Source organism: Sulfuritalea hydrogenivorans sk43H, assembly GCF_000828635.1.
Classification (GTDB): domain Bacteria; phylum Pseudomonadota; class Gammaproteobacteria; order Burkholderiales; family Rhodocyclaceae; genus Sulfuritalea; species Sulfuritalea hydrogenivorans.
Window position 1 is genome coordinate 676,992 of the sequence record NZ_AP012547.1, and the last position, 18,744, is coordinate 695,735.

The following is an 18,744-nucleotide window of genomic DNA, read 5'->3' on the forward strand; positions in this document are numbered from 1 at the left end:
TGCAGTGCATTTCGCACAGCATTCAGGACATATACATGCCTACCATTAACCAACTTGTACGCAAGGGCCGTCAGGCGCCGCAGTCCAAGAGCAAGGTGCCCGCACTGGGCAACAGCCCGGCTCGGCGCGGTGTCTGCACTCGCGTTTACACCACCACACCGAAGAAGCCGAACTCTGCGCTGCGGAAAGTCGCCAAGGTGCGCCTGACCAACGGTTTCGAGGTGATTTCCTACATCGGTGGCGAGGGTCACAACCTGCAGGAGCACTCGGTAGTTCTCATTCGGGGCGGCCGAGTCAAGGATTTGCCGGGTGTGCGTTACCACATTGTGCGCGGCAGCCTTGATACCCAGGGTGTCAAGGACCGCAAGCAGAGCCGTTCCAAGTACGGTGCCAAGCGGCCCAAGGCCGCCTGATCCGGGCTTTAAGGAGATACCATGCCCCGTCGTCGTGAAGTTCCCAAACGTGACATCCTGCCCGATCCAAAGTTCGGCAGTGTCGATCTTTCCAAATTCGTCAACGTGCTGATGGATAGCGGCAAGAAGTCTGTCGCCGAGCGCATTATCTATGGCGCCTTCGAGCAGATTCAGTCGAAGAGCGGCAAGGATCCGCTGGAAGTTTTCACTCTGGCAGTAAACAATGTCAAGCCCTTGGTCGAGGTGAAAAGCCGTCGCGTGGGTGGTGCGAACTACCAGGTGCCTGTTGAGGTTCGCCCGTCTCGGCGTATGGCTCTGTCGATGCGCTGGCTTCGCGAGGCTGCGCGCAAGCGTTCCGAAAAGTCGATGGGTCAGCGCTTGGCCGCTGAGTTGCTGGAGGCATCCGAAGGGCGTGGTGCCGCGATGAAGAAGCGCGAAGAAGTCCATCGTATGGCTGAGGCCAACAAGGCGTTCTCGCATTTCCGTTTCTAAGTAGTAGCGCGTCTTGCCGGTTATCCGGCGGGATTTTCGTTTTTGTCCGCCGCCCTGTCGCTTCGTAAAACGAGGTGTCATGGCGGTTTGGTTTAGATAAGGCAGGTAAATCAAGTGGCCCGCAAGACTCCCATCGAACGCTATCGCAATATTGGTATTTCGGCTCACATCGATGCCGGCAAGACCACCGCCACCGAGCGCATTTTGTTCTACACCGGGGTCAATCACAAGATTGGCGAAGTCCATGACGGCGCGGCCACCATGGACTGGATGGAGCAGGAGCAGGAGCGCGGGATCACCATTACATCGGCAGCGACGACCTGTTTCTGGAAGGGCATGGACATGTCGCTTCCGGAGCACCGTTTCAACATCATTGATACGCCCGGACACGTTGACTTCACGATCGAAGTGGAGCGTTCAATGCGGGTTCTGGATGGCGCTTGCATGGTTTATTGCGCCGTCGGTGGCGTCCAGCCACAGTCCGAGACCGTCTGGCGCCAGGCAACCAAGTACAAGGTGCCGCGGCTTGCCTTCGTGAACAAGATGGATCGCTCTGGTGCCAATTTCTTCAAGGTCGTTGATCAGATGAGGGCGCGCCTCAAAGCGAACCCGGTGCCGATCGTGATTCCGATTGGCGCCGAGGATAAGTTCGTCGGTGTTGTCGATCTATTGAAGATGCGGTCAATCATTTGGGATGAGCCTTCCCAGGGTATGAAGTTTGAATACGGCGAAATTCCCGCCGAGTTGCTGGAAACAGCCAAGACCTGGCGAGAGCAGATGGTAGAGGCGGCAGCCGAGGCTTCCGAGGATCTGATGAACGAATACCTCGAATCGGGTGAGCTGTCCGAGGAAAAGATCAAGCAGGGTCTGCGTCGACGCACCATCGATTGCGAAATTCAGCCGATGCTGTGCGGCTCCGCCTTCAAGAACAAGGGCGTGCAGCGCATGCTGGATGCCGTGGTCGAGTTTTTGCCGTCGCCAGTCGATATTCCCCCGGTGGGCGGTGTCGATGAGCGGGAGAAGGAGGTTTCACGCCGTGCGGACGATAGCGAAAAGTTCTCGGCGCTGGCGTTCAAGCTGATGACCGATCCGTTTGTCGGCCAGCTGACCTTTATCCGCGTGTACTCCGGAGTTTTGATGTCCGGGGCGACCATCTATAACCCGGTGAAGGGCAAGAAGGAACGCATCGGCCGCATTCTTCAGATGCATGCCAACAATCGTGAAGAAATCAAGGAAGTTCTTGCGGGCGACATCGCTGCGTGCGTAGGCCTCAAGGACGTGACCACCGGTGAGACGCTTTGCGATCCTGAAGCGCCGATCATTCTTGAGCGCATGGTGTTTCCGGAGCCGGTTATCCACGTCGCGGTCGAGCCGAAGACCAAGGCCGACCAGGAAAAGATGGGCATTGCGCTTGGCCGTCTGGCGCAGGAAGACCCGTCTTTCCGTGTCCGCAGCGATGAGGAATCCGGGCAGACCATCATTTCTGGAATGGGTGAGCTTCATCTGGACATTATTGTCGACCGCATGCGTCGCGAATTTAATGTTGAAGCCAGTGTCGGCGCTCCACAGGTAGCCTATCGCGAAGCCGTCCGCAAGGCAGTCGAGCAAGAGGGCAAGTTCGTCAAGCAGTCTGGTGGTCGTGGTCAGTATGGGCACGTCTGGATCAAGCTCGAGCCGAACGAGCCGGGCAAGGGTTACGAGTTCATCGATGCCGTCAAGGGCGGTACCGTGCCACGCGAATTTATTCCTGCGGTCGACAAGGGTCTGCGGGAAACGCTACCGAATGGCGTACTCGCTGGTTTTCCGGTGGTCGATGTCAAGGTTACCTTGTTCGACGGTTCTTCCCATGACGTCGATTCGAACGAAAATGCGTTCAAGATGGCCGCTTCGATGGCATTCAAGGATGCCATGCGCAAGGCGAGCCCCGTGCTCCTCGAGCCGATGATGGCGGTCGAGGTTGAGACCCCCGAGGATTACATGGGTAACGTCATGGGTGATCTGTCGAGCCGTCGTGGCATCGTTCAGGGTATGGAGGACCAGGTTGGCGGCATCAAGCTGGTCAAGGCAGAGGTTCCTCTCGCCGAGATGTTTGGCTACGCCACCACCTTGCGGTCCCTGTCGCAGGGCCGGGCGACATATTCGATGGAATTCAAGCACTACACCGAGGCGCCGAAGAATGTCGCCGAAGCCGTCATCAACAAGAAGTGATCAACCAACAATCGTTCTTTAAGGAAAGCAGACATGGCGAAAGCGAAATTTGAGCGGACGAAGCCGCACGTAAACGTAGGGACGATTGGTCACGTGGACCATGGCAAGACGACGTTGACGGCGGCGATCACGACGGTGCTGTCGGCGAAGTTTGGTGGCGAGGCGAAAGCCTACGACCAGATTGATGCGGCGCCGGAAGAAAAGGCACGCGGCATCACCATCAACACCGCGCACGTCGAATACGAGACCAAGACGCGCCACTACGCGCACGTTGACTGCCCGGGCCACGCCGACTACGTCAAGAACATGATCACCGGCGCCGCGCAGATGGACGGCGCCATCCTGGTCTGTTCCGCCGCCGACGGCCCCATGCCGCAGACCCGCGAGCACATCCTGCTGGCACGCCAGGTCGGCGTGCCCTACATGGTCGTGTTCATGAACAAGTGCGACATGGTTGACGACGCCGAACTGCTCGAGCTGGTCGAAATGGAGCTGCGCGAACTCCTGAGCAAGTACGACTTTCCCGGCGACGACATCCCGATCATCAAGGGCTCCGCCCTGAAAGCGCTGGAAGGCGACAAGGGCGAGCTTGGCGAAGGCGCCATCATGGCCCTGGCCGACGCCCTGGACAGCTACATCCCGACGCCCGAGCGCGCCATCGACAAGCCCTTCCTGATGCCCATTGAGGATGTCTTCTCGATCTCCGGTCGCGGCACCGTGGTCACGGGTCGTGTCGAGCGCGGCATCGTCAAGGTCGGTGAAGAAATCGAAATCATCGGCATCCGCCCCACCACCAAGACCATCTGCACCGGCGTCGAAATGTTCCGCAAGCTGCTGGACCAGGGCCAGGCCGGCGACAACGTCGGCGTGCTGCTGCGTGGCACCAAGCGTGAAGAAGTCGAGCGTGGCCAGGTGCTGGCCAAGCCGGGCAGCATCACGCCGCACACCCACTTCACGTCGGAAGTGTACATCCTGTCGAAGGACGAAGGCGGTCGTCATACCCCGTTCTTCAATGGCTACCGTCCGCAGTTCTACTTCCGCACCACCGACGTCACGGGCAGCATCGAGTTGCCGGCCGGGACGGAAATGGTGATGCCGGGCGACAACATTGCCATGACGGTGAAGCTGATTGCGCCGATCGCGATGGAAGAAGGCCTGCGCTTCGCCATCCGCGAAGGCGGTCGTACCGTCGGCGCCGGTGTCGTCGCCAAGGTCATCGAATAACATTTGTTGCAATACGGCGAAAAGGGCGATAAAATCTTGCCCTTTCGCGATTTGCGACCTCGCTCTTTAAGGATTTGTAATGCAAAGCCAAAAGATTCGCATCCGCCTCAAGGCCTTCGACTATCGCTTGATCGACCAGTCGGCGCTTGAGATTGTGGAGACGGCCAAGCGCACTGGCGCAGTGGTCCGTGGTCCGGTACCGCTGCCGACGCGCATTGAGCGTTTCGACGTGTTGCGGTCGCCGCATGTCAACAAGGCTTCACGGGACCAATTCGAAATTCGCACCCACCTGCGTTTGATGGACATCATCGATCCGACCGACAAGACGGTCGATGCATTGATGAAGCTGGATCTTCCGGCTGGTGTGGATGTCGAGATCAAGTTGCAGTAATTCGTAGCAGGGGCGCCGGTTTTGAGGCGCCCGTCGCGGTGACGTTTGTCGCTGATTTTTGAAAGTGGGCCCGGCCAATCGTAGCTGGGGTTTAGGAGAATAAAATGAGTCTAGGCCTTGTTGGACGCAAGGTCGGCATGACGCGCGTTTTTGCCGAGGATGGTTCTTCCATTCCGGTAACAGTGCTCGATGTGTCGAACAATCGCGTCACACAAATAAAGACGCCTGAGGTGGATGGTTATGCCGCCGTTCAGGTGACCTTTGGCAAGCGTCGCGCAAGCCGGGTAAGCAAGCCTGCGGCGGGGCATCTCGCCAAGGCGGGTGTCGAAGCGGGTGAGGTCCTCAGGGAATTCCGCGTCGCACCGGACCAGCTCGCCGGTTTCAAGCCGGGCGATGTGGTTGCTGCAAGCATTTTCAGCGTGGGTCAAAAAGTTGATGTGAGTGGTACGTCGATCGGCAAGGGTTTTGCTGGTGCAATCAAGCGTCACCACTTTTCATCGAATCGTGCTTCCCACGGTAATTCCTTGTCGCACAACTCGGCTGGTTCCATCGGCATGGCGCAGGATCCAGGTCGCGTATTTCCCGGCAAGCGCATGGCTGGACATCTCGGCGATGTGGCGCGGACGACCCAGAATCTGGAGGTTGTTCGCATCGATGAGGCGCGCCAACTCCTGCTCGTCAGGGGTGCGGTGCCTGGCGCCAAAGGGGGCGATGTGATTGTTGCCCCGGCCGTCAAGGCATCCAACTGAGCGGGGATGACATGGAACTTAAACTAATCAACGCCCAAGGTCAGGCCGCATCAACCGTGACAGCTTCTGATGCGCTGTTCGGCCGCGACTTCAATGAAGCCCTGGTGCATCAGGTGGTGGTCGCCTATCAGGCCAACGCCCGCGCCGGCAATCGCAAACAGAAAGACCGCGAAGAGGTGCATCACAGCACCAAGAAGCCCTTCCGTCAGAAGGGTACCGGCCGTGCGCGTGCCGGTATGACCTCCTCGCCGTTGTGGCGTGGCGGCGGTCGAATCTTCCCGAACACGCCGGAAGAAAACTTCACGCAGAAAGTCAATCGCAAGATGTATCGCGCCGGTCTGGCTGCGATCCTGTCGCAACTGGCCCGCGAGGACCGGCTGGTAGTGATTGACGACTTCACCATCGAAGCGCCGAAGACGCGTCTGTTTGCGCAAAAGCTCAAGGCCATGGGCTTGGGTTCGGTGTTGCTGGTGACGGACAACATGGACGACAATCTGGAACTCGCTTCGCGCAACTTGCCGAATGTTCTGGTGCTTGAGGCGCAGCAGGCTGATCCAGTGTCCCTGGTTCGCTTCCCCAAGGTGATTTTCACCAAGGGTGCCGTGGCCAAGATCGAGGAGATGCTGGCATGAGCAAGAACTTCAATCCGGAGCGTTTGCTGCAGGTTCTGGTGGCCCCCCAGATTTCAGAAAAGGCCACTTATATAGCTGACAAAAACGAGCAGGTGGTGTTCATCGTGACGCCCGACGCAACGAAGCCGGAGGTCAAGGCTGCGGTCGAGATGCTATTCAAGGTCGAGGTCAAGTCGGTTCAAATGGCCAACCTCAAGGGTAAGGTCAAGCGCGCTGGTCGCAACATTGGTCGCCGCAGCGACATCAGGAAGGCATTTGTCTGCCTCAAGCCCGGTCAGGAAATCAACTTTGCGGAAGGGGGGGCTGCTTAAATGGCTCTCGTAAAAGTCAAGCCGACCTCGCCTGGTCGTCGCGGCGTCGTCAAGGTGGTCAACCCGAATCTGCACAAGGGCCGCCCGCACGACAAACTCGTCGAAAAGAAAACCAGAACCGCGGGTCGCAATGCGCATGGACATATCACCACGCGCCATATGGGTGGCGGTCACAAGAAGCATTATCGTGTGATCGACTTCCGCCGCGACAAGGACGGAATTCCGGGCAAGGTCGAGAATCTGCAGTACGACCCGAATCGCTCCGCCAACATTGCACTGGTGCTATATGCCGACGGCGAGCGCCGTTACATCATCGCCACCAAGGGAATGATTGTCGGCCAGGCGGTCATCAGCGGTCCCGAGGCCCCGATCAAGCCGGGCAACACACTGCCGATTCGCAGTATTCCTGTTGGTACGACCATCCATTGCGTCGAAATGATGCCGGGCAAAGGTGCCCAGATTGCCCGCTCGGCCGGAACATCGGCCCAGCTTCTGGCGCGTGAAGGTACCTACGCTCAGGTTCGGCTGCGTTCCGGCGAGATTCGCCGTATCCATGTTGAATGTCGCGCGACGATTGGCGAGGTGGGTAACGAAGAGCATAGCCTGCGCAAGATCGGCAAGGCTGGTGCGATGCGTTGGCGCGGTGTTCGGCCGACCGTTCGCGGTGTGGCGATGAACCCGGTCGATCACCCGCATGGTGGTGGCGAAGGACGTACTGGCGAAGGACGGGTTCCTGTCAGCCCTTGGGGTCAGCCGACCAAGGGCTATCGCACCCGCAACAACAAGCGCACGGACGTCATGATTGTCCAACGCAGGCCGAAAGGTAAGAGGTAAGACATGGCACGTTCTATCAAGAAGGGCCCGTTCATCGACGCCCACCTGCTGAAGCGGGTGGATGCAGCGCGCGCCTCCAACGACAAGCGCCCGATCAAGACCTGGTCGCGCCGTTCGACGATTCTTCCGGACTTCGTGGGATTGACCATAGCCGTGCATAACGGCAAGCAGCATATTCCGGTCTATGTGTCGGAAAACATGGTTGGTCACAAACTTGGCGAGTTCGCGCTGACGCGGACCTTCAAGGGCCACACGGGCGGCAAGAAGGCCGCTGCGAAGAAGTAAGGAGCGATGATGGAAACCAATGCAAACTTGCGCGGTGTCCGGCTTTCCGCCCAAAAAGGCCGGCTTGTTGCCGATCTGGTACGCGGCAAGCCGGTGGATCAGGCGCTCAGCATTCTGGGATTTTCGCCCAAAAAGGGCGCCGGGATCATCAAGAAAGTACTTGAGTCGGCGATTGCCAATGCGGAACACAACGACGGCGCTGATATCGATGCTTTGAAGATCACGCGTATCTACGTCGAAAAGGGCACGGTGCTCAAGCGCTTTACGGCGCGAGCCAAGGGACGCGGTAATCGCATCCTCAAGCCTACTTGTCACATTTACGTGACCGTCGGCGACTAAGGAGGGCACATGGGACAAAAGATTCATCCGACCGGTTTTCGTCTTTCGGTCACGCGCAACTGGACTTCCCGCTGGTACGCCAGCAGCAAGACTTTTCCGCAGATGCTCAAGGAAGACCTTGAGGTTCGCGACTACCTGAAAAAGAAGCTGGCCCACGCATCGGTTGGTCGCGTGGTGATCGAGCGTCCGGCAAAGAATGCGCGAGTAACGGTTTATAGCGCACGCCCGGGTGTGGTCATCGGCAAGAAAGGCGAGGACATCGAGCATCTGAAGGCTGAGCTTCAGCGCAAGATGGGCGTGCCGGTGCATGTCAATATCGAAGAGATTCGCAAGCCGGAAATCGATGCGCAGCTCATCGCCGACTCGATTGCGCAACAGTTGGAAAAGCGCATCATGTTCCGCCGTGCCATGAAGCGGGCGATGCAGAATGCAATGCGCCTGGGCGCACAAGGCATCAAGATCATGAGTTCCGGACGTCTGAATGGCGCTGAAATCGCGCGGCGGGAATGGTATCGCGAAGGTCGCGTGCCCTTGCATACATTGCGTGCCGATATCGACTACGGTACTTCGGAAGCCAAGACCACTTACGGCATCATCGGCATCAAGGTCTGGGTGTTCAAGGGTGAGATTCTCTCGCGTAGTGACGCACTGCTGGCCACTCCGGAGCCTGCGGTTGATGATCAGCGCAAGCCGCGCCGCAGCCCTGGAAAGCCCCGGACCGAGACCGAAGGTGAAGCCAAGCCCGCCGCCCGCCGTAGCCCGGCCAAAAAGGCGGAGGAAGTGAAGCCGGAGGCTGCTGCCCCAGCGACCAAGACCCCCGTCAAGCGTGTTCGCAAGGCCCCGGCAAAGGCCGCGGGTGCCGATAGCGCGGCGAAAGAAGGCAAGGAGTAAAACATGCTGCAACCTGCCCGTAGAAAGTATCGCAAAGAGCAAAAGGGCCGCAATACCGGGCTCGCAACCAGGGGCGCCAAGGTGAGTTTTGGCGAGTATGGCCTCAAGGCTATCGGTCGTGGCCGCCTTACGGCTCGCCAGATCGAGGCCGCACGGCGTGCAATGACTCGTCATATCAAGCGCGGTGGTCGTATCTGGATTCGCATTTTCCCGGACAAGCCGATTTCGAAGAAGCCGCTCGAAGTTCGGATGGGTAACGGTAAAGGCTCCCCGGAGTATTGGGTCGCCGAGATCCAGCCTGGCAAGGTCCTTTACGAGATGGATGGCGTGGACGAGGTGCTGGCACGGGAGGCGTTCCGCCTGGCAGCTGCCAAGCTTCCGCTCGAAACCACTTTCGTTACCCGCCATTTGGGATAAGTCATGAAAACAAGTGAGCTGAGAGCAAAAAACAACGAGGATCTGCAGAAGGAGTTGCTGGAGTTGCGCAAGGCGCAATTCGGGCTTCGTATGCAGGTGGCTACACAACAGCTGACCAATACCAGTCAGGTCGGCAAGGTGCGCAAGGATATTGCGCGCATCAAAACCATTCAGCGTGAGAAGGCGGCAGCGAAATGACGGATGCGACCACTCAAACCGTGCGGCGCACCCTTCAGGGTCGTGTCGTTTCGGACAAAATGCAGAAGACCGTGACGGTACTGGTTGAGCGCAAGGTGAAGCACCCAGTGATCGGCAAGATCATGACGCGCTCGAAAAAGTATCACGCCCACGTCGAGGGAATGGAGACGGCGTCCGGCGATCTGGTACAGATCGAAGAATGCGCGCCGATTTCCAAGACCAAAGCATGGCGTGTTGCCAAGGTTATCGAAAAGGCCCGTGCTATCTGATAGTGCAGTAGTTGGACACGCTGTTTGGCAATATTCGAAATAGTAGTTGACAACAAGGCGGCGGGATGTAAAATCTCGCCTCTTTACTCGGCCAGGGTATTCCCTCCTGGCATTCCAGCCCCTAGCGGGCTCCAAGACTGATCGCGAGACTTGAGTCAATCGCGGATTAAGTTGGAGATGAAAAAATGATTCAAATGCAGTCTCTGCTGGATGTCGCCGACAATACTGGCGCGCGTTCGGTCATGTGCATCAAGGTGCTTGGTGGTTCCAAGCGCCGTTATGCCGGCATTGGTGATGTCATCAAGGTCAGCATCAAGGATGCCGCACCGCGTGGCCGTGTCAAAAAAGGCGAAGTCTATAGCGCGGTGGTGGTGCGTACGGCCAAGGGCGTGCGTCGCTCCGACGGATCGCTCATCAAGTTCGATGGCAACGCCGCAGTTTTGCTGAACAACAAATTGGAACCGATTGGCACGCGCATCTTCGGCCCGGTGACGCGCGAGTTGCGCACTGAGCGATTTATGAAGATCGTCTCGCTGGCTCCCGAAGTTCTGTGACCCGGCAATCGAGGACTCGATCATGAACAAGATTCGCAAGGGTGACGATGTGGTCGTCACCACAGGTAAAGACAAGGGCAAGCGCGGCGTCGTGCTGAACTGCCTTGATGCCGAACGGCTGCTGGTTGAGGGCATCAATCGGGTCAAGAAGCACACCAAGCCTAACCCCCTTAAGGGTAATCAGGGCGGCATTGTTGAGAAGGAAATGCCGATCAATATTTCCAATGTGGCGCTGTTCAATCCGGCCACCCAGAAAGCGGATCGCGTCGGCTTCAAGCAACTCGACGACGGTCGCAAGGTCCGGGTGTTCAAGTCGAACGGCGAAGTTGTTGACGCGTAAGGATCAGTCATGGCGCGCTTGCAGGAATACTATAAACAGACGGTGGTCCCCGAGCTTCTCGCGAAGTTTGGCTACAAGTCCATCATGGAAGTCCCACGCATTACCAAGATCACCCTGAACATGGGTGTCGGTGAGGCGGTTGGCGACAAGAAGGTGCTGGATCACGCGGTCGGTGACATGACCAAAATCGCCGGCCAGAAGCCGGTCGTCACCAAGGCGCGCAAGGCAATTGCGGGCTTCAAGATTCGTGAAGGCTACCCGATCGGCTGCATGCTGACCCTGCGTGGTAATCACATGTACGAGTTTCTTGATCGCCTGGTCACGATTGCCATGCCGCGTATCCGCGACTTCCGCGGTATTTCGGGCAAAGGCTTCGACGGGCGGGGCAACTACAATGTCGGGGTGAAAGAGCAAATCATTTTCCCCGAGATTGAGTACGACAAAATCGATGCGTTGCGTGGCATGAATATCAGTATCACCACCACCGCGAAGAACGACGAAGAAGCGAAGGCGCTTCTCGCCGCATTCAAGTTCCCCTTCAAGAACTGAGGGACGTATGGCGAAACTAGCTCTTATTAACCGCGAAGAAAAGCGCGCAAAGATGGTTGCGAAGTATGCTGCCAAGCGCGCCGAACTTTTTGCCGTGATCAACGACGTCAAGCTGTCGGACGAGGAGCGCATGGATGCGCGCCTGAAACTCCAGCAGCTTCCCCGCAACGCGAGCCCGTCTCGTCAGCGCAATCGCTGCGCATTGACCGGACGTCCGCGCGGTGTGTTCCGCAAATTCGGTCTTTGCCGCAACAAGCTGCGCGAGATGGCAATGCGCGGCGAAGTGCCTGGCATGACCAAGGCAAGCTGGTAAGGAGAGCGATATGAGCATGACCGATCCAGTTGCCGACATGTTGACCCGCATCCGCAATGCGCAGATGGCGGAGAAGCAGTCCGTATCCATGCCTTCCTCCAAGCTCAAGGTGGCGATCGCCAAGGTGCTGAAGGACGAAGGTTATATTGATGATTTCGCTATTCGCGAGAATGGCGCCAAGCCTGAACTCGATGTGGCGCTCAAGTACTATGCCGGGCGTCCGGTAATCGAGCGCATCGAACGCGTTTCCAAGCCGGGCCTGCGTGTATACAAGGGCAAGGATGATTTGCCCCGCGTCATGAACGGGCTGGGTGTTGCCATCGTCTCTACGCCGAAGGGCGTGATGACCGACCGCCGGGCGCGGGCTGGCAACATGGGCGGCGAAGTTCTCTGCATCGTCGCCTAAGGAGCTGCTGCCATGTCACGTATTGCAAAATATCCCGTTGATGTGCCGAAGGGCGTCGAAGTGACGCTGTCCGACACCGAGGTCGCGGTCAAGGGGCCGCTGGGGACGCTGAAGCAGTTCATGCTGCCGGCGGTGAAGGTCGAGAGAGATGGCGAAAAGCTGCTCTGCCGCGCCGTCGAAGGCGCCCCGAATGCGGGTGCCATGTCGGGCACGATGCGCGCGTTGCTGAATAACATGGTGATCGGCGTCACCAAGGGCTTCGAGAAGAAGCTGACCCTGGTAGGCGTCGGATATCGTGCGCAGGCGCAGGGAGCCAAGCTGAACCTCACGCTCGGCTTCTCGCACCCGGTGGTGCACGACATGCCGAACGGGATCAAAGTTGAAACGCCGACCCAGACGGAGATCCTGATCAAGGGGATCGACAAGCAAGTGGTAGGTCAGGTAGCCGCTGAAGTGCGTGCTTACCGGTCTCCGGAGCCCTACAAGGGCAAGGGCGTCCGGTATTCCGACGAAGTGGTTGTCATCAAGGAAACCAAGAAGAAATAATCGAGGCGCTGAATCATGGAAAAGAAACAGGCTCGTCTGCGCAGGGCGCGCAAAACCCGCGCCAAGATTGCGGAGCTCAAAGTGGTGCGCCTCGCGGTGCATCGCAGCAACTTGCATATCTCTGCCCAGATATTCTCCGGCTGCGGCACGCGCGTGCTGGCCGCAGCTTCAACCATGGAGCCGGAAGTACGGAGCCAGGTTCCGAACGGCGGCAACGTCAATGCGGCCAAGACGGTTGGCAAGCTCATCGCCGAGCGGGCCAAAGCGGCCGGCATCGAGCAGGTTGCGTTCGACCGCTCCGGTTTCCACTATCACGGCCGCGTCAAGGCGCTGGCCGAAGCCGCCCGTGAGGGCGGACTCAAGTTCTAAGCGAGACGGACATGGCTAAACCTCAAGGCAGGAAACAGCACCAGGCCCAGGAAGAGCGCGACGACGGCATGCGCGAAAAGATGGTGTCCATCAATCGCGTCACCAAGGTGGTGAAGGGCGGCCGGATTCTCGGTTTCGCCGCGCTGACCGTAGTGGGTGACGGCGATGGTGGCATCGGCATGGGCAAGGGCAAGTCACGGGAAGTTCCCGTTGCCGTGCAGAAGGCGATGGAAGAAGCTCGTCGCAAGATGTCCAAGATCAGCCTCAAGGATGGAACCTTGCATCACACGGTCACCGGCAAGCATGGTGCAACGACCGTGTTGATGTCGCCCGCATCCCCCGGTACCGGAGTTATCGCCGGCGGCCCGATGCGCGCAGTATTCGAAGTGATGGGTGTAACCGACGTGGTCGCCAAGACCATCGGCTCGACCAATCCTTACAACGTTGTTCGCGCGACGCTGCATGGCCTGCTGGCCATGAGCACCCCGGCCGAGATTGCTGCCAAGCGCGGCAAGGCCGTTGCTGAAATCCTGGAGTGAGCCATGGCTGAAAAGACAATCAAGGTCACGCTGGTAAAGAGCGTCATCGGCACCAAACAGGATCATCGCGCCACCGTGCGCGGACTTGGCCTGAAAAGGCTCAACAGTTCGGCTGTGCTTGAGGACACGCCCGCAGTGCGCGGCATGATCCGTAAAGTGGCCTATCTGGTGAAGTGCGAAGGCTAAGGGGATATCAATGAGCATGGAACTTAACAATCTCAAGCCCGGCGAGGGCTCCAAGCACGCTGCGAAGCGTGTCGGACGAGGCATCGGTAGCGGCCTTGGCAAGACGGCTGGTCGTGGTCACAAAGGCCAGAAATCGCGTGCCGGTGGATTCCACAAGGTCGGCTTCGAAGGCGGCCAGATGCCGTTGCAGCGTCGGTTGCCGAAGCGTGGCTTCGTCTCGCTGACCGCCAGTCGCAATGTTGAAGTGCGCCTGTCCGAATTGGACAAGCTGCCGGTCGAGGAAGTTGACTTGCTGGTACTGAAGCAGGCCGGCGTGATTGCCGGTGACGCCCTGTCGGCCAAGGTCATCCTGTCAGGCAAACTCAATCGCAAGATTGCGCTGAAAGGTGTTGGCGCGACCAAGGGTGCCCGTGCTGCGATCGAAGCAGCCGGTGGTTCCGTAGCAGACATCGCCGCTGCCTGATAGCGGACGAGGATCGATCACGTGGCAACTCCCCAGGCAGCAGCTCTTGGCAAGACCGGAAAGTTCGGCGATCTTTGGCGCCGACTCTGGTTTCTGCTGGGCGCGCTGGTGGTGTATCGGATCGGTGCGCATATCCCGGTACCCGGGATTGATCCGGTAAAGCTGGCGGAATTGTTCCAGGGCCAGCAAGGCGGCATTCTCGGTGTTTTCAACCTGTTCTCGGGCGGTGCGTTGTCACGCTTCACGCTGTTCGCGCTGGGCATCATGCCCTACATCTCATCCTCGATCATCATGCAACTCATGACGATCGCAGTGCCGTCGATCGAGGCACTGAAGAAGGAGGGCGAGGCCGGCCGGCGCAAGATTACTCAATACACGCGTTACGGCACCGTCGCTCTGGCCCTGTTCCAGGGCTTGGGTATCGCCATCGCGCTTGAATCGCAGGCCGGGCTGGTGCTTGATCCGGGCCTGATGTTCCGTTTTGTTACCGTGCTTACCTTGCTTACCGGCACCATGTTCCTTATGTGGCTTGGCGAGCAGATTACCGAGCGTGGCCTTGGTAACGGGATTTCGATCATCATTTTTGCCGGTATCGTAGCCGGGCTACCGAGCGCACTGGGTGGTCTCTTCGAACTGGTTCGTACCGGTGCCATGCATCCGCTGTCCGCGCTTTTCATTTGTGGCGTGGCGGTCCTGGTCACGGGTTTCGTGGTCTTTGTCGAAAAGGGCCAGCGCAAGATTCTGGTGAATTACGCCAAACGGCAGGTCGGCAACAAGGTCTATGGCGGCCAGAGTTCCCATCTGCCGCTGAAGCTGAACATGTCCGGTGTCATTCCCCCGATCTTTGCCTCTTCGATCATCCTGTTCCCGGCTACTGCCGCCGGCTGGTTCGGGTCGGGTGAGGGCATGACCTGGCTCAAGGACATCGCGGCAACGCTGTCGCCGGGCCAGCCGATCTATGTGATGCTGTACGCAACTGCCATTGTGTTTTTCTGCTTCTTCTACACTGCGCTGGTGTTCAACTCGAAGGAGACGGCGGACAACCTGAAGAAGAGCGGTGCGTTTGTTCCCGGCATTCGCCCCGGCGACCAGACCGCACGCTACATCGACAAGATACTGACCCGCCTCACGCTGGCAGGTGCCATCTACATCACGGCGGTTTGTCTGTTGCCCGAGTTTCTTATTCTGAAGTGGAACGTGCCCTTCTATTTCGGCGGCACGAGCCTGTTGATTATTGTTGTCGTGACGATGGACTTCATGTCGCAAGTCCAAGCCTACATAATGTCGCATCAGTATGAAAGTCTTCTGAAAAAGGCCAACTTCAAGGGGGCCGGGTTCCCGGCTCGCTGATCCATGTCCAAGGAAGACGTTATTGAAATGCAGGGAGAGGTTGTCGAGAATCTCCCGAATGCCACGTTCCGGATCAAGCTGGAGAACGGGCATGTGGTTCTTGGCCATATCTCCGGGAAGATGCGCATGCACTACATCCGCATTCTTCCTGGCGACAAGGTCACCGTGCAACTTACGCCTTACGACTTTTCAAAAGGTCGCATCGTGTTCCGCGCCAAGTAGTTTGGCAATTATTCCGGAGAACTCCAATGAAAGTTCTGGCTTCGGTCAAGCGTATCTGTCGCAATTGCAAAGTCATCCGCCGCAAGGGCGTGGTGCGGGTCATCTGTACCGATCCGCGCCACAAGCAGCGTCAGGGTTGATACAGCGATTCAGATCAGATACAATCTACGGTTTCGCATTTTTCAGCTAGCCCACCACACCGCATTCACTAACGGCGACGAACAGGTAAGCACATGGCTCGTATAGCAGGCGTCAACATCCCGAATCACCAGCACGCGGAAATCGCTCTGACAGCGATCTACGGTATTGGCCGTACCCGCGCACAGAAAATCTGCGACGCCGTCGGCGTCAAGCGTTCGACCAAGGTCAAGGAACTCACGGACAGCGAGATGGATCGCCTGCGTGAGGAAGTAGGCAAGTTCACCGTCGAAGGCGATCTGCGCCGCGAAACGACGATGAATATCAAGCGCCTGATGGATCTTGGCTGCTATCGCGGAGTGCGTCATCGTCGTGGCCTGCCCGTGCGCGGTCAGCGTACCCGCACCAACGCGCGCACCCGCAAGGGTCCGCGCAAGGCGATTTCGATGGGCAAGAAGTAAACCAGGACACCTTACATGGCCAAGACCGCAACCAAAGTTCGCAAGAAGGTTAAAAAGAACGTCGCTGAAGGCATCGCGCACGTTCACGCTTCCTTCAACAACACCATCATCACCATCACCGATCGTCAGGGCAATGCCTTGTCGTGGGCCACTTCCGGCGGTGCCGGATTCAAGGGCTCGCGCAAATCGACTCCGTTCGCCGCGCAGATTGCTGCTGAAGCTGCAGGCAAGGCGGCTCAGGAGTGTGGTGTCAAGAATCTCGAAGTTCGCATCAAAGGCCCCGGCCCCGGACGCGAATCAGCGGTGCGCGCACTCAATGCGCTCGGCATGAAGATCACCAGCATCACCGACATTACCCCGATTCCCCACAACGGATGCCGGCCGCCCAAGCGCCGCCGCATCTAAGGCAATAAGGATACGACACCATGGCCCGCAACCTAGACGCCAAGTGCCGCCAGTGCCGCCGCGAGGGCGAGAAGCTGTTCCTCAAAGGCGAGAAGTGCTTCACTGACAAATGTTCCGTCGAGCGCCGTGCTTACGCGCCCGGCCAGCACGGCCAGAAATCCGGACAGCGGCTGTCCGGTTATGGCACCCAGCTGCGCGAAAAGCAGAAGATCCGCCGCATCTACGGCGTACTCGAGCGGCAGTTCCGCAAGGTATTCGGCGATGCCGAGCGCAAAAAGGGACAGACCGGCGAGAATCTGCTGAAGCTGCTTGAGGCACGTCTCGATACTGTGGCCTATCGCATGGGCTTTGGCGTCTCGCGCGCCGAGGCTCGCCAGGTAGTTCGTCACAACGGCGTGCTGATCAATGGCCGTCGCGTCGACATCCCGTCGTACAACGTGCGCCCCGGCGACGTCATCCAACTGCTCGAAAGCACCCGTGGCCAGTTGCGCACCAAGGCTGCCCTCGAAGCGGCCGAGTCGCGCGGCTTCCCGGCGTGGCTGGAAGTGGATGTCAAGGCCGGCAAGGGTATATTCAAGTCATACCCCGCACGCGAAGACCTGCCGCCCTCGATCAACGAGGGTCTGGTCGTCGAACTGTATTCGCGCTAACACGTAGTTTTGCACCTGGCGTCCACCGGACGCCAGGTGTCTTCCATTTGAAGGAATGCACATGCACACACTTCTGAAACCCCGCAGTATCGATGTCCAGCAGCTTTCGCCGCTGCATGCCCGCGTGGTCATGGAGCCGTTCGAACGCGGCTATGGGCACACGCTTGGCAATGCCCTGCGTCGTATCCTGCTGTCCTCGATGGAAGGCGTCGCTCCGACCGAAGTGTCGATCGAAGGCGTGCTTCACGAGTATTCGACGCTGGACGGTGTGCGCGAGGACGTGGTCGACGTTCTGCTGAACCTCAAGGGCGTGGTGCTGAAGATGCACAACCGCCGCGAAGCAACGCTTACCCTTTCCCGTAATGGCGAGGGCGTAGTGACCGCGCGCGATATCGAAACCACGCATGACGTCGAAATCGTCAATCCGGATCATGTGATTGCCCACATCGCTCCTGGCGGCAAGCTGAACATGCAGATCCGCGTTGAATCCGGTCGTGGTTATGTTCCGGCCAACCAGCGCGAAATCGCCCGCGAGAATCGCGCCATCGGCCAGATCATGCTTGACGCATCGTTCAGCCCGGTGCGCCGCGTCAGCTATTCCGTTGAGTCGGCCCGCGTCGAACAGCGTACCGACCTCGACAAGCTGATTCTCGACATCGAAACCAACGGTGCCATCGACAACGCCGAAGAGGCAGTGCGCACCGCGGCCCGCATCCTGATGGAACAGCTGTCGGTGTTCGCCGACCTCGAAGGCACGCCGATGTCCGCCGAAGCGCCGAAGCAGACCTCCGTCGACCCGGTGCTGGTGCGTCCGGTGGATGACCTGGAACTGACGGTTCGTTCCGCCAACTGCCTCAAGGCCGAGAACATTTATTACATCGGCGACCTGATTCAGCGCACCGAAACCGAATTGCTCAAGACCCCGAACCTGGGTCGCAAGTCGCTCAACGAAATCAAGGAAGTGCTCGCATCGCGCGGCCTGACCCTGGGCATGAAGCTCGAAAGCTGGCCGCCCGCCGGCCTCGAGAAGCTGGCCTGATTCGTTTGACACCGGGCTTCGGCCCGGTTGCTTCATCTGTCGTATTTGTTTGACTTGTTTTACTTGCTGCACCGATTCACCAAACTCGATAACCATTAACCGGCCATTTGCATTGCGCGGTGGCCGCAAAAAACGAGGACATCAAAATGCGTCACGGTAACGGACTTCGCAAACTCAATCGCACCTCGGCGCACCGCCAGGCGATGCTGCGCAACATGGCAGTCTCCCTGCTGCGTCACGAGGCAATCAAGACCACCCTGCCCAAGGCCAAGGAATTGCGCCGCGTGGTCGAACCCCTGATCACGCTGGGCAAGAAGCCCAGCCTGGCCAATCGTCGCCTGGCATTCGATCGCACGCGCGATCGCGACATCGTCGGCAAGCTGTTCGACGTGCTCGGCCCGCGCTATGCAACGCGCAACGGCGGCTATCTGCGCATTTTGAAGATGGGCTTCCGCGACGGCGACAATGCGCCGATGGCCTTCGTCGAACTGCTGGATCGTCCGGCTGTTGAAGAAGCCGCCGAGGCGCCCACCGCCGAGTAAGACTCTCGTGGCGGGGACA

At 58.6% G+C, this 18,744-nt stretch carries 33 protein-coding genes; all 33 read left to right on the plus strand.

Going from position 1 to position 18,744, the window contains the following annotated elements; all coding sequences use genetic code 11:
• The first annotated feature begins 35 nt into the window (after positions 1–35).
• Complete coding sequence (gene rpsL / locus SUTH_RS03250; protein ID WP_041101567.1) at positions 36–413, plus strand: 30S ribosomal protein S12; 378 nt, start codon at positions 36–38, stop codon at positions 411–413.
• 21 nt (positions 414–434) lie between these two features.
• Positions 435–905, plus strand: a complete 471-nt coding sequence (gene rpsG, locus SUTH_RS03255) for a 30S ribosomal protein S7 (protein WP_041097044.1) — start codon at positions 435–437, stop codon at positions 903–905.
• Between the two features lie 114 nt (positions 906–1,019).
• A complete protein-coding gene (fusA, locus tag SUTH_RS03260) occupies positions 1,020–3,113 on the plus strand; it encodes an elongation factor G (protein WP_041097045.1) in 2,094 nt (697 codons plus the stop codon).
• Between the two features lie 33 nt (positions 3,114–3,146).
• A complete protein-coding gene (gene tuf, locus SUTH_RS03265) occupies positions 3,147–4,337 on the plus strand; it encodes an elongation factor Tu (RefSeq protein ID WP_041097028.1) in 1,191 nt (396 codons plus the stop codon).
• Positions 4,338–4,416: 79 nt separating this feature from the next.
• Entirely contained in the window at positions 4,417–4,728 is a 312-nt protein-coding gene (gene rpsJ / locus SUTH_RS03270) for a 30S ribosomal protein S10 (RefSeq protein WP_041097047.1), read from the plus strand.
• 104 nt (positions 4,729–4,832) lie between these two features.
• The gene (gene rplC, locus SUTH_RS03275) at positions 4,833–5,477 is read left to right on the plus strand and encodes a 50S ribosomal protein L3 (protein WP_041097049.1); all 645 of its coding nucleotides are present in this window, start codon (positions 4,833–4,835) and stop codon (positions 5,475–5,477) included.
• Between the two features lie 11 nt (positions 5,478–5,488).
• Positions 5,489–6,109 (plus strand): 50S ribosomal protein L4, encoded by a 621-nt coding sequence (gene rplD / locus SUTH_RS03280; protein WP_041097051.1) that lies wholly within the window; start codon positions 5,489–5,491, stop codon positions 6,107–6,109.
• Positions 6,106–6,420, plus strand: coding sequence for a 50S ribosomal protein L23 (gene rplW, locus SUTH_RS03285; RefSeq protein ID WP_041097053.1), 315 nt, complete (start codon positions 6,106–6,108; stop codon positions 6,418–6,420). The genes rplD and rplW overlap by 4 nt, the downstream gene beginning before the upstream one ends.
• Positions 6,421–7,254, plus strand: a complete 834-nt coding sequence (gene rplB, locus SUTH_RS03290) for a 50S ribosomal protein L2 (protein WP_041097055.1) — start codon at positions 6,421–6,423, stop codon at positions 7,252–7,254.
• Positions 7,255–7,257: 3 nt separating this feature from the next.
• Entirely contained in the window at positions 7,258–7,539 is a 282-nt protein-coding gene (gene rpsS / locus SUTH_RS03295; RefSeq protein WP_041097057.1) for a 30S ribosomal protein S19, read from the plus strand.
• Between the two features lie 9 nt (positions 7,540–7,548).
• Positions 7,549–7,878: a 50S ribosomal protein L22 gene (gene rplV, locus SUTH_RS03300; RefSeq protein ID WP_052473157.1), complete on the plus strand. Its 330-nt coding sequence runs from the start codon at positions 7,549–7,551 to the stop codon at positions 7,876–7,878.
• Positions 7,879–7,887: 9 nt separating this feature from the next.
• A complete protein-coding gene (gene rpsC, locus SUTH_RS03305) occupies positions 7,888–8,769 on the plus strand; it encodes a 30S ribosomal protein S3 (protein ID WP_041097061.1) in 882 nt (293 codons plus the stop codon).
• A 3-nt stretch (positions 8,770–8,772) separates the two neighbouring features.
• Entirely contained in the window at positions 8,773–9,186 is a 414-nt protein-coding gene (gene rplP / locus SUTH_RS03310; protein ID WP_041097063.1) for a 50S ribosomal protein L16, read from the plus strand.
• A 3-nt stretch (positions 9,187–9,189) separates the two neighbouring features.
• The gene (gene rpmC / locus SUTH_RS03315) at positions 9,190–9,384 is read left to right on the plus strand and encodes a 50S ribosomal protein L29 (protein WP_041097065.1); all 195 of its coding nucleotides are present in this window, start codon (positions 9,190–9,192) and stop codon (positions 9,382–9,384) included.
• The gene (gene rpsQ, locus SUTH_RS03320) at positions 9,381–9,653 is read left to right on the plus strand and encodes a 30S ribosomal protein S17 (RefSeq protein WP_041097066.1); all 273 of its coding nucleotides are present in this window, start codon (positions 9,381–9,383) and stop codon (positions 9,651–9,653) included. The genes rpmC and rpsQ overlap by 4 nt, the downstream gene beginning before the upstream one ends.
• A gap of 185 nt (positions 9,654–9,838) precedes the next feature.
• Positions 9,839–10,207 (plus strand): 50S ribosomal protein L14, encoded by a 369-nt coding sequence (gene rplN / locus SUTH_RS03325; protein WP_041097068.1) that lies wholly within the window; start codon positions 9,839–9,841, stop codon positions 10,205–10,207.
• Between the two features lie 22 nt (positions 10,208–10,229).
• Positions 10,230–10,547, plus strand: coding sequence for a 50S ribosomal protein L24 (gene rplX / locus SUTH_RS03330; protein WP_041097070.1), 318 nt, complete (start codon positions 10,230–10,232; stop codon positions 10,545–10,547).
• Between the two features lie 9 nt (positions 10,548–10,556).
• Entirely contained in the window at positions 10,557–11,096 is a 540-nt protein-coding gene (gene rplE / locus SUTH_RS03335; protein ID WP_041097072.1) for a 50S ribosomal protein L5, read from the plus strand.
• 7 nt (positions 11,097–11,103) lie between these two features.
• Positions 11,104–11,409 (plus strand): 30S ribosomal protein S14, encoded by a 306-nt coding sequence (rpsN, locus tag SUTH_RS03340; protein ID WP_041097074.1) that lies wholly within the window; start codon positions 11,104–11,106, stop codon positions 11,407–11,409.
• A gap of 10 nt (positions 11,410–11,419) precedes the next feature.
• Positions 11,420–11,815, plus strand: coding sequence for a 30S ribosomal protein S8 (rpsH, locus tag SUTH_RS03345; RefSeq protein WP_041097076.1), 396 nt, complete (start codon positions 11,420–11,422; stop codon positions 11,813–11,815).
• Positions 11,816–11,827: 12 nt separating this feature from the next.
• Positions 11,828–12,361: a 50S ribosomal protein L6 gene (gene rplF / locus SUTH_RS03350; protein WP_041097078.1), complete on the plus strand. Its 534-nt coding sequence runs from the start codon at positions 11,828–11,830 to the stop codon at positions 12,359–12,361.
• A 15-nt stretch (positions 12,362–12,376) separates the two neighbouring features.
• Positions 12,377–12,730 (plus strand): 50S ribosomal protein L18, encoded by a 354-nt coding sequence (rplR, locus tag SUTH_RS03355; RefSeq protein WP_041097080.1) that lies wholly within the window; start codon positions 12,377–12,379, stop codon positions 12,728–12,730.
• Between the two features lie 11 nt (positions 12,731–12,741).
• Complete coding sequence (gene rpsE, locus SUTH_RS03360) at positions 12,742–13,269, plus strand: 30S ribosomal protein S5 (RefSeq protein ID WP_041097082.1); 528 nt, start codon at positions 12,742–12,744, stop codon at positions 13,267–13,269.
• A gap of 3 nt (positions 13,270–13,272) precedes the next feature.
• Positions 13,273–13,455 (plus strand): 50S ribosomal protein L30, encoded by a 183-nt coding sequence (gene rpmD, locus SUTH_RS03365; RefSeq protein WP_041097084.1) that lies wholly within the window; start codon positions 13,273–13,275, stop codon positions 13,453–13,455.
• 16 nt (positions 13,456–13,471) lie between these two features.
• Positions 13,472–13,918, plus strand: a complete 447-nt coding sequence (gene rplO, locus SUTH_RS03370; protein ID WP_041101569.1) for a 50S ribosomal protein L15 — start codon at positions 13,472–13,474, stop codon at positions 13,916–13,918.
• A 21-nt stretch (positions 13,919–13,939) separates the two neighbouring features.
• On the plus strand, positions 13,940–15,268 hold the full coding sequence (gene secY / locus SUTH_RS03375) for a preprotein translocase subunit SecY (protein ID WP_041097085.1): 1,329 nt from the start codon (positions 13,940–13,942) through the stop codon (positions 15,266–15,268).
• A gap of 3 nt (positions 15,269–15,271) precedes the next feature.
• Positions 15,272–15,490 (plus strand): translation initiation factor IF-1, encoded by a 219-nt coding sequence (infA, locus tag SUTH_RS03380; RefSeq protein WP_041097087.1) that lies wholly within the window; start codon positions 15,272–15,274, stop codon positions 15,488–15,490.
• A 26-nt stretch (positions 15,491–15,516) separates the two neighbouring features.
• Positions 15,517–15,630, plus strand: a complete 114-nt coding sequence (gene rpmJ, locus SUTH_RS03385; protein ID WP_041097089.1) for a 50S ribosomal protein L36 — start codon at positions 15,517–15,519, stop codon at positions 15,628–15,630.
• Positions 15,631–15,723: 93 nt separating this feature from the next.
• Complete coding sequence (gene rpsM / locus SUTH_RS03390) at positions 15,724–16,089, plus strand: 30S ribosomal protein S13 (protein ID WP_041097091.1); 366 nt, start codon at positions 15,724–15,726, stop codon at positions 16,087–16,089.
• Between the two features lie 15 nt (positions 16,090–16,104).
• Positions 16,105–16,494 carry a 30S ribosomal protein S11 gene (gene rpsK, locus SUTH_RS03395; protein ID WP_041097093.1) on the plus strand — a complete coding sequence of 130 codons (390 nt, stop codon included), beginning with the start codon at positions 16,105–16,107 and terminating at the stop codon, positions 16,492–16,494.
• Positions 16,495–16,514: 20 nt separating this feature from the next.
• Entirely contained in the window at positions 16,515–17,144 is a 630-nt protein-coding gene (gene rpsD / locus SUTH_RS03400) for a 30S ribosomal protein S4 (RefSeq protein WP_041097095.1), read from the plus strand.
• 55 nt (positions 17,145–17,199) lie between these two features.
• Complete coding sequence (locus SUTH_RS03405) at positions 17,200–18,183, plus strand: DNA-directed RNA polymerase subunit alpha (protein WP_041097097.1); 984 nt, start codon at positions 17,200–17,202, stop codon at positions 18,181–18,183.
• Between the two features lie 146 nt (positions 18,184–18,329).
• Entirely contained in the window at positions 18,330–18,725 is a 396-nt protein-coding gene (rplQ, locus tag SUTH_RS03410) for a 50S ribosomal protein L17 (RefSeq protein WP_041101571.1), read from the plus strand.
• Positions 18,726–18,744 lie beyond the last annotated feature (19 nt).

Excerpts from the sequence above, each read along its gene's own strand:
- rpsL (WP_041101567.1), top strand. The coding sequence starts at position 36 with ATGCCTACCATTAACCAACTTGTACGCAAGGGCCGTCAGGCGCCGCAG.
- rpsG (WP_041097044.1), top strand. The coding sequence starts at position 435 with ATGCCCCGTCGTCGTGAAGTTCCCAAACGTGACATCCTGCCCGATCCA.
- tuf (WP_041097028.1), top strand. The coding sequence starts at position 3,147 with ATGGCGAAAGCGAAATTTGAGCGGACGAAGCCGCACGTAAACGTAGGG.
- rpsJ (WP_041097047.1), top strand. The coding sequence starts at position 4,417 with ATGCAAAGCCAAAAGATTCGCATCCGCCTCAAGGCCTTCGACTATCGC.
- rplC (WP_041097049.1), top strand. The coding sequence starts at position 4,833 with ATGAGTCTAGGCCTTGTTGGACGCAAGGTCGGCATGACGCGCGTTTTT.
- rplD (WP_041097051.1), top strand. The coding sequence starts at position 5,489 with ATGGAACTTAAACTAATCAACGCCCAAGGTCAGGCCGCATCAACCGTG.
- rplW (WP_041097053.1), top strand. The coding sequence starts at position 6,106 with ATGAGCAAGAACTTCAATCCGGAGCGTTTGCTGCAGGTTCTGGTGGCC.
- rplB (WP_041097055.1), top strand. The coding sequence starts at position 6,421 with ATGGCTCTCGTAAAAGTCAAGCCGACCTCGCCTGGTCGTCGCGGCGTC.
- rpsS (WP_041097057.1), top strand. The coding sequence starts at position 7,258 with ATGGCACGTTCTATCAAGAAGGGCCCGTTCATCGACGCCCACCTGCTG.
- rplV (WP_052473157.1), top strand. The coding sequence starts at position 7,549 with ATGGAAACCAATGCAAACTTGCGCGGTGTCCGGCTTTCCGCCCAAAAA.
- rpsC (WP_041097061.1), top strand. The coding sequence starts at position 7,888 with ATGGGACAAAAGATTCATCCGACCGGTTTTCGTCTTTCGGTCACGCGC.
- rplP (WP_041097063.1), top strand. The coding sequence starts at position 8,773 with ATGCTGCAACCTGCCCGTAGAAAGTATCGCAAAGAGCAAAAGGGCCGC.
- rpmC (WP_041097065.1), top strand. The coding sequence starts at position 9,190 with ATGAAAACAAGTGAGCTGAGAGCAAAAAACAACGAGGATCTGCAGAAG.
- rpsQ (WP_041097066.1), top strand. The coding sequence starts at position 9,381 with ATGACGGATGCGACCACTCAAACCGTGCGGCGCACCCTTCAGGGTCGT.
- rplN (WP_041097068.1), top strand. The coding sequence starts at position 9,839 with ATGATTCAAATGCAGTCTCTGCTGGATGTCGCCGACAATACTGGCGCG.
- rplX (WP_041097070.1), top strand. The coding sequence starts at position 10,230 with ATGAACAAGATTCGCAAGGGTGACGATGTGGTCGTCACCACAGGTAAA.
- rplE (WP_041097072.1), top strand. The coding sequence starts at position 10,557 with ATGGCGCGCTTGCAGGAATACTATAAACAGACGGTGGTCCCCGAGCTT.
- rpsN (WP_041097074.1), top strand. The coding sequence starts at position 11,104 with ATGGCGAAACTAGCTCTTATTAACCGCGAAGAAAAGCGCGCAAAGATG.
- rpsH (WP_041097076.1), top strand. The coding sequence starts at position 11,420 with ATGAGCATGACCGATCCAGTTGCCGACATGTTGACCCGCATCCGCAAT.
- rplF (WP_041097078.1), top strand. The coding sequence starts at position 11,828 with ATGTCACGTATTGCAAAATATCCCGTTGATGTGCCGAAGGGCGTCGAA.
- rplR (WP_041097080.1), top strand. The coding sequence starts at position 12,377 with ATGGAAAAGAAACAGGCTCGTCTGCGCAGGGCGCGCAAAACCCGCGCC.
- rpsE (WP_041097082.1), top strand. The coding sequence starts at position 12,742 with ATGGCTAAACCTCAAGGCAGGAAACAGCACCAGGCCCAGGAAGAGCGC.
- rpmD (WP_041097084.1), top strand. The coding sequence starts at position 13,273 with ATGGCTGAAAAGACAATCAAGGTCACGCTGGTAAAGAGCGTCATCGGC.
- rplO (WP_041101569.1), top strand. The coding sequence starts at position 13,472 with ATGGAACTTAACAATCTCAAGCCCGGCGAGGGCTCCAAGCACGCTGCG.
- infA (WP_041097087.1), top strand. The coding sequence starts at position 15,272 with ATGTCCAAGGAAGACGTTATTGAAATGCAGGGAGAGGTTGTCGAGAAT.
- rpmJ (WP_041097089.1), top strand. The coding sequence starts at position 15,517 with ATGAAAGTTCTGGCTTCGGTCAAGCGTATCTGTCGCAATTGCAAAGTC.
- rpsM (WP_041097091.1), top strand. The coding sequence starts at position 15,724 with ATGGCTCGTATAGCAGGCGTCAACATCCCGAATCACCAGCACGCGGAA.
- rpsK (WP_041097093.1), top strand. The coding sequence starts at position 16,105 with ATGGCCAAGACCGCAACCAAAGTTCGCAAGAAGGTTAAAAAGAACGTC.
- rpsD (WP_041097095.1), top strand. The coding sequence starts at position 16,515 with ATGGCCCGCAACCTAGACGCCAAGTGCCGCCAGTGCCGCCGCGAGGGC.
- SUTH_RS03405 (WP_041097097.1), top strand. The coding sequence starts at position 17,200 with ATGCACATGCACACACTTCTGAAACCCCGCAGTATCGATGTCCAGCAG.
- rplQ (WP_041101571.1), top strand. The coding sequence starts at position 18,330 with ATGCGTCACGGTAACGGACTTCGCAAACTCAATCGCACCTCGGCGCAC.